The 6,409-nt window shown below is 68.6% G+C and carries 7 protein-coding genes; 5 read left to right on the top strand and 2 right to left on the bottom strand.

Features of this window, described 5'->3' with window-relative positions:
* Positions 1-178 precede the first annotated feature (178 nt).
* The gene (locus tag ACFTZB_RS12075; protein WP_378431828.1) at positions 179-1,819 is read left to right on the top strand and encodes an ABC-F family ATP-binding cassette domain-containing protein; all 1,641 of its coding nucleotides are present in this window, start codon (positions 179-181) and stop codon (positions 1,817-1,819) included.
* Here ACFTZB_RS12075 and fdxA read toward each other — a convergent pair whose 3' ends face one another.
* Both fdxA and ACFTZB_RS12065 read right to left on the bottom strand, forming a co-directional pair.
* Positions 1,820-2,146, bottom strand: coding sequence for a ferredoxin (gene fdxA, locus ACFTZB_RS12070; RefSeq protein WP_005244047.1), 327 nt, complete (start codon positions 2,144-2,146; stop codon positions 1,820-1,822).
* A gap of 77 nt (positions 2,147-2,223) precedes the next feature.
* Positions 2,224-3,306 (bottom strand): esterase-like activity of phytase family protein, encoded by a 1,083-nt coding sequence (locus tag ACFTZB_RS12065; protein ID WP_378431827.1) that lies wholly within the window; start codon positions 3,304-3,306, stop codon positions 2,224-2,226.
* 120 nt (positions 3,307-3,426) lie between these two features.
* Between ACFTZB_RS12065 and ACFTZB_RS12060 the strand changes: the two genes are divergently transcribed.
* The 4 genes from ACFTZB_RS12060 to ACFTZB_RS12045 are packed head-to-tail and all read left to right on the top strand — an operon-like array spanning position 3,427 to position 6,380.
* Positions 3,427-3,732 carry a helix-turn-helix transcriptional regulator gene (locus ACFTZB_RS12060; RefSeq protein WP_072944757.1) on the top strand — a complete coding sequence of 102 codons (306 nt, stop codon included), beginning with the start codon at positions 3,427-3,429 and terminating at the stop codon, positions 3,730-3,732.
* Positions 3,725-4,264, top strand: a complete 540-nt coding sequence (locus ACFTZB_RS12055) for a hypothetical protein (protein WP_378431826.1) — start codon at positions 3,725-3,727, stop codon at positions 4,262-4,264. Before ACFTZB_RS12060 ends, ACFTZB_RS12055 begins: the two co-directional genes overlap by 8 nt.
* A 29-nt stretch (positions 4,265-4,293) precedes the next feature.
* Positions 4,294-5,190: an ABC transporter ATP-binding protein gene (locus ACFTZB_RS12050; RefSeq protein ID WP_378431825.1), complete on the top strand. Its 897-nt coding sequence runs from the start codon at positions 4,294-4,296 to the stop codon at positions 5,188-5,190.
* Entirely contained in the window at positions 5,187-6,380 is a 1,194-nt protein-coding gene (locus ACFTZB_RS12045) for an ABC transporter permease (protein ID WP_378431824.1), read from the top strand. Before ACFTZB_RS12050 ends, ACFTZB_RS12045 begins: the two co-directional genes overlap by 4 nt.
* Positions 6,381-6,409: the final 29 nt, after the last annotated feature.

Genomic DNA, 6,409 nt, shown 5'->3' with positions numbered 1-6,409 from the left:
GGACGTTCGAGAAGTGGAAGCGCGTGTCGGACGTCGACGCCGACACGACCGGCATGCCAGGACCCCTCAAGAAGGCCGATCCGCGCTGGTTCCGCCTCGTCAAGCGCTGACCCACCTGTGAGTACTTCTTAACCGCGGGCGGTTAAGAAGTACTCACAGGTGGGGGGATAATCGCCAGGTGACTGCAACACTGCGCATCAGCGGACTGTCGGCTTCGCGCGGTGAGCGCACCCTGTTCTCCGGCCTCGACCTGACCGTCGCGCCCGGCGACGTGACCGGACTCGTCGGGGCGAACGGGGCAGGAAAGTCGACGCTGCTGACCACGCTCGCCGGGGTCGGGTCCGCGGACGTCGACGGCAGTATCGTGCTCAGCCCGCCCGACGCCGCCGTCGGCTACCTCGCCCAGGAACCGGACCGGATCGCCGGCGAGACCGTGCTCGACTTCCTCGGCCGCAGGACCGGCGTCACCGAGGCCGAGCACACCATGAACGCGGCCGCCGAAACGCTCGGCGAGTCGGACGAGGATCTCTACTCCCCCGCCCTCGAACGCTGGCTGGCGCTGGGCGGCGCCGACCTCGCCGAGCGCGCGGAGAAGGTCGTGAGCGAACTCGGGCTGGGAGTGCCGCTCGACGCACCCATGACGTCGCTGTCCGGTGGGCAGGCGGCGCGCGCCGGGTTGGCGTCGCTGCTGCTGTCCCGGTACGACGTGCTGCTGCTGGACGAGCCGACCAACGACCTCGACCTGGTGGGGCTCGAGCAGCTCGAGCGCTTCGTCGCCGAGAGCCGGGCGGCCCTGGTGGTGGTGAGTCACGATCGGGAATTCTTGGCGCGCACCGTGACCGGCATCGTGGAACTCGACCTCGCGCAGCAGCAGATCGCGGTCTACGACGGCAGCTACGACTCGTATCTCGCCGAACGGGAGATCGCACGCAGGCATGCCCGGGAGGCGTACGAGGAGTACGCGGGAACCCGTTCGGATCTCGAGGACCGCGCGCAGATGCAGCGGAACTGGATGGAGCACGGCGTCCGCAACGCCCGCCGCAAGGCGAAGGACAACGACAAGATCGGCAAGGGGCTGCGCACCGAGTCCACCGAGAAGCAGGCCGCGAAGGCCCGGCAGACGCAACGCCGGATCGAGCGGCTCGACGTGGTCGAGGAGCCGCGCAAGGAGTGGGAACTGCGGATGGAGATCGCCGCCGCCCCGCGCAGCGGTTCGGTCGTGGCGACGGCGAACGGCGCCACCGTGGCATGGGGCGGGGACCGCGAGTTCACGTTCGGCCCGGTCACCACTCAGGTGGACTGGGGTGACCGGATCATCGTCACCGGCGCCAACGGCTCCGGGAAGACGACGCTGCTGAAGGTGCTGCTCGGCAAGATCGCGCTGGACGCGGGCACCGCCTCACTCGGTTCGGGTGTGGCGATCGGCGAGATCGATCAGGCCCGCGGCCTGTTCGAGGGCGCCGAGAAGGTGGCCGACGCGTTCGCGGCGCAGGTCCCGGACTGGCCGGACGCCGACGTGCGGACGCTGCTCGCGAAGTTCGGCCTCAAGGGACACCACGTGCTGCGGCCGGCGGCGTCGCTGTCGCCGGGCGAACGCACCCGCGCCGCCCTGGCCTTGCTGCAGGCGCGGGGCGTGAACCTGCTGGTGCTCGACGAACCCACCAACCACCTGGACCTTCCGGCGATCGAACAGCTCGAGCAGGCGATGGAGAACTTCGACGGCACGCTGCTGCTCGTCACCCACGACCGGCGGATGCTGGATTCGACGCGCAGCACCCGCCGCTGGCGGATGGACGGCGGCCGGCTGTCCGAGGAGTAGTCAGTCGCCCTCGGCCATGGGCGGCAGCGCCTTGACGAACGGCGGGTCGTAGTCGACCTTCCCGAGCTTCGCGGCGCCGCCGGGCGATCCCAGGTCGTCGAAGAAGTCGGCGTTCGCCTTGGTGTACTCGACCCACTGGTCCGGGACGTCGTCCTCGTAGAAGATCGCTTCGACGGGGCAGACGGGCTCACAGGCACCGCAGTCGACGCATTCGTCGGGGTGGATGTAGAGCATCCGGCCGCCTTCGTAGATGCAGTCGACGGGACATTCTTCGATGCATGCCTTGTCCAGAACGTCGACACAGGGCTCCGCGATGGTGTAAGTCACGTCAGTAATCCTGTCCTTTCCTGCCGTCCTGCGCGAATCGCCTCCACTCTGCCACTCAATTTCCCGAGGTCAACCTGTCAGTCCGCGGGTCCGACGGCGAGGAGATGGAACGTGGTCCTGCCGGCGCGTCCGAAGTTGTCGTCCGTCACGACCACCAGTGAGCGCGATCCGTCCGGCAGCGTCGGCCCCCACGTGATGCCCTCGACACAGTCCGAGTCCGGCAGGACGTCGGCGAAGTCGAACACGCGTTGCTTGTCCATCCGACCCGCCGGGCCGTCGGCGCTCGCCAGGTAGAGCTTGCCCGTGAAACCCCGGCCGGGGATCATCGTCCGCTCCAGCACCAGGTACGTGTGCCCGTCGACGGCGAGGATCTCGGAGACGCCTGTCGCCTCGGGGACGGCACCGGGTGGCACCGCGTCCGCCGGGTACTCCCATTCGCCGAGGTACGCACCGCTCGCCCGGTCGAGCTTCAGAAGTTTTGCGGACGTGGGCCCCTGGGGGTTCGCGGGCGGACCGTCCTGGGCCAGCGCGTTCTCGGTCATAGCGGAGACGTCCGAGCCGTCCGGGGCGACGGTCATAGCTTCGAATCCGAGGTTGTCGCGGATCCCCGACACGATCGCGCCGTTCTCCCCGAGGACGGAGCGGTACGCGTCGGGCAGGGGCAGGTCCCGGACGACGCGTCCGTCGCCGCTCGCCTGCCGGATGAAGCCGCCGACGCCGGCGCGGTCCGCCCCCTCGCTGGTGTAGAGGTAGCCATCGGTTCCCGGATTCCACCGCACCGATTCGGTGTCGGCAGACCCGGGCACGTAGGGGTTTCCGTCGACGTCGCGCAGCACCGTCACTCCGTCGAACACCGGTGCCGACAACGCGCCGTCCCGGATCGGCAGTGTGAGCGTGAAGAGCCGCACCGGCCCCTGCTCGCCGCGGTCGTCGCTGATCGCGACGTACCGGTCCCGGGCCGCGTCGTAGTCGATCCCGGACAGTCCGCCGATCACCTCGCCGGCGTAGCGCTCGCCGGTGGGGACACCGACCGAGCCGACGTAGCCGATCACGGGGAGGGCCGGAGGTGGTGCGGCCGAGCCGAAATCCACCGAGCCGAAACCTGGGAAGGTGAGCGCGAGCGGCAGCGCCGCGGACACGAGAGTTCTTGCTGTGGCCATGACTGCCGAACGTAGGTCGGGGACGGTGACACCGGCAGGCGCCCTCCCGGTGTCCGGGAAGCGTGCGAGACCTGTTGTACACGGTTGACAAACTGTTGGGTTTTCACAACACTTTGTTGCATGAGCCCAGTACGGCGCGGGGACTCCCTGCCCATTTACAACCGCATCGGCGTCCTGCGCGCCGAACGCGGGATGAGCCGGGCTCAGCTGGCGGGACTGATCGACGTCAACCCCCAGACCGTCGGCGCACTCGAACGGGGCGACCACTACCCCAGTCTCGACCTGGCGTTCCGTATCTCGTGGGTGTTCGAACTGCCGGTGGAGGCCATCTTCTCTCGCACCGAGTTCGGGCCCCTTTCCACCGAGCTGTACCGCACCGACCGACCGCCCTCCACGACAGGAAGCGGGGAGAGTTCCCATGCCTGAGACCAATCTGATCGAGAGGTACCAGGGGTTCCGGACGCGCAGATTCCTCCAGAACGAAAGCCGTTACCGCACCTGGCTGCCGCGGTGGCGGACGCGCAGCCGCAGGCGAATCCTGGTGGTCGCACTCGCGGCGACGTTCGTGTTCATGACCGCCGTCGGGATCGTGTGTCATGTCGACATGACGGTCGGCCCGCTGCTCTGGCTGCCGGCGTGCCTGTTGTTCTTTCCGCTGTGGACGATGCTCCAGATCGTGTCCGGACGGCAGGGGGACGCGCCTCGCGACGCTCTCGACGAGTGGGAGATCCAGCAGCGCAACAGTGCCCGCTCGATCGGACTCACGGTCACCCAGCTGCTGACGCTGCTTCCGGCGATGTACCTGATCTTCGTCGGCGCGCTGGACGTCGATCACAGCAACGTGCCGTACGCCGCGGGACTGCTTGTCGTCACCGCGCTGATGGTCGGGGGTTGCACGCCGGCCATGATTCTCGGCTGGACCCGACCCGACCCCGAGCCCGACGACCCGGCCTCGTAGGAACATCCGCCTCCAGATGGGAAGGACCCATGTCTCACACCCTCACGATCGACGGCATCTCCAAACGGTACGGTGACGTCGTCGCACTCGACGACCTGTCCTTCGAGGTCCGCCCCGGTGAGATCTTCGGTTTCGTCGGCAGCAACGGCGCGGGCAAGACCACCACCATGCGCATCGCGCTGGGCGTTCTGTCCGCCGATTCCGGCGAGGTCCGGCTGGGCGGCAATCCGGTCGACCTGGACGTGCGGCGCACCATCGGCTACATGCCGGAGGAACGCGGGCTGTATCCGAAGATGAAGGTGGGCAAGCAACTCGCCTACCTCGCCGAGTTGCACGGCATCTCCCGCTCCGCGGCGCGGGACGCCGTCGCCCGCTGGACCGAGCGACTCGGCATCGCGGACCGTGTCGGCGACACCGTCGACGCACTCTCGCTCGGCAATCAGCAACGCGTCCAACTGGCCGCCGCGCTGGTCCACGACCCCGCGGTGCTGGTTCTCGACGAACCCTTCTCCGGGCTCGACCCCGTCGCGGTGGACGTCATGAGCGACGTACTGGTGGAGAAGGCGAACACCGGAGTGCCGGTGATCTTCTCGAGCCATCAGCTCGAACTCGTCCAGCGCCTGTGCCATCGCGTGGGCATCATCAGCCACGGCCGGATGCGTGCGGTCGGCACCGTCGACGAACTGCGCGGCGCAGGCAAGGCCCAACTGGAGGTCCACGCGCCGGAGGCGCCGGTGGGCTGGGCCCATCACCTCGACGGGGTCACCACGATCAGTCACCTCGACGGCCGCACGCTGCTGTCGCTCGACGACCACGTGGACGATCAGCTGGTCCTGCATACTGCCCTGAAAACCGGCCCGGTGCACGAATTCTCGCTGCACAGGCCCACTCTGACCGATTTGTTCCGAGAGGTGGTCACGGCATGAGTGCCCCACTGAGCCCCGCCCGCGCGATCGGCCTCGTCGCCCGCCGCGAATTCCTCACCCAGGTGGCGAAGAAGAGCTTCGTCATCAGCAACGTGATCATCCTGCTGGCCATCGTGGGCGGCATCGTCGCGTATTCGCTGTTCTCGGGCGGCGACGAAGACCGGGCGACCATCGGACTCGTCGGCGACCAGTCGCTCGCGCCCGTTCTCGTCGCCACCGGTGACGCGACCGGCACCCCGGTCGACGTCGTCCCGGCGGCCGGCGAACAGGCCGCACGGGACCAGGTGGGCAGCGGTGACCTCGACGTCGCGCTGATTCCGGGCACCGGCGGATCGGTCACGGCCGTCACCGAATCCGAGCTGAGCTCCGGGCTTCGCACCGTGATCGACGCGGCCGTGATGCAGCAGGCTCAGGCCGGCGCCCTCGCCGCGCAGGGTGTGGACCCCGCGGAACTCGCCGCCGCGACCGGCCGGGCGGTCGTCACCGTCGACGCACTCGACCCGCCCGACCCGGAAAAGGGCCAGCGCGTGGCCCTCTCCGTCGCCGTGGTCGTCCTGCTGTACATGCAGATCATGATGTTCGGCATGTACGTGGCGATGGGTGTGGTCGAGGAGAAGTCGAGCCGCGTCGTGGAACTGCTCCTGTCGACGCTGCGCCCGCTGCAACTGCTGTGGGGCAAGGTGATCGGCATCGGCGCGGTCGGTCTCGTCCAGCTGACCGCCTACGGTGTGGCCGGCGTCGCGGCCGGACTCGCGACGGGCGTGCTCACCGTGACCGGGACCGCGCTCGGGGTGCTGGCCGGAACGCTCGGCTGGTTCGTGCTCGGATTCGCGTTCTTCGCCGTCCTCTACGCCGCGGCCGGGTCGATGGTGTCGCGGCAGGAGGATGTCAATGCCACCGCGTCGCCGCTGATGGTTCTGATCGTGATCATGTTCTTCAGCGCCTTCTCGTCGGTGAGCAACCCGGACGGCACCCTGAGCAACGTCCTCAGCTGGATTCCGCCGTTCTCCGCGATCCTGATGCCGCTGCGCATCGCCGCCGGCGTGGCGTCCCCGGTCCAGGTCGTCGTCACCATCGCCCTGATGCTCGCGGTGACCGCCGCGCTCAGCGTGCTGGCCGCGAAGATCTACCAACGCTCGATCCTGCGGATCGGCAAGGTCGTGTCCTGGAAGGAGGCGCTCGGGAGGTAGTGAATTCCCGGCGCCCGCCCAAGTTCCCC

Origin of the sequence: Rhodococcus sp. NPDC057014 (genome assembly GCF_042673295.1) — a bacterium.
Classification (GTDB): Bacteria; Actinomycetota; Actinomycetes; order Mycobacteriales; family Mycobacteriaceae; genus Rhodococcus_F.
Note: the sequence above shows the minus strand (reverse complement) of the source record. Positions and strands in the feature narration are given on the sequence as shown.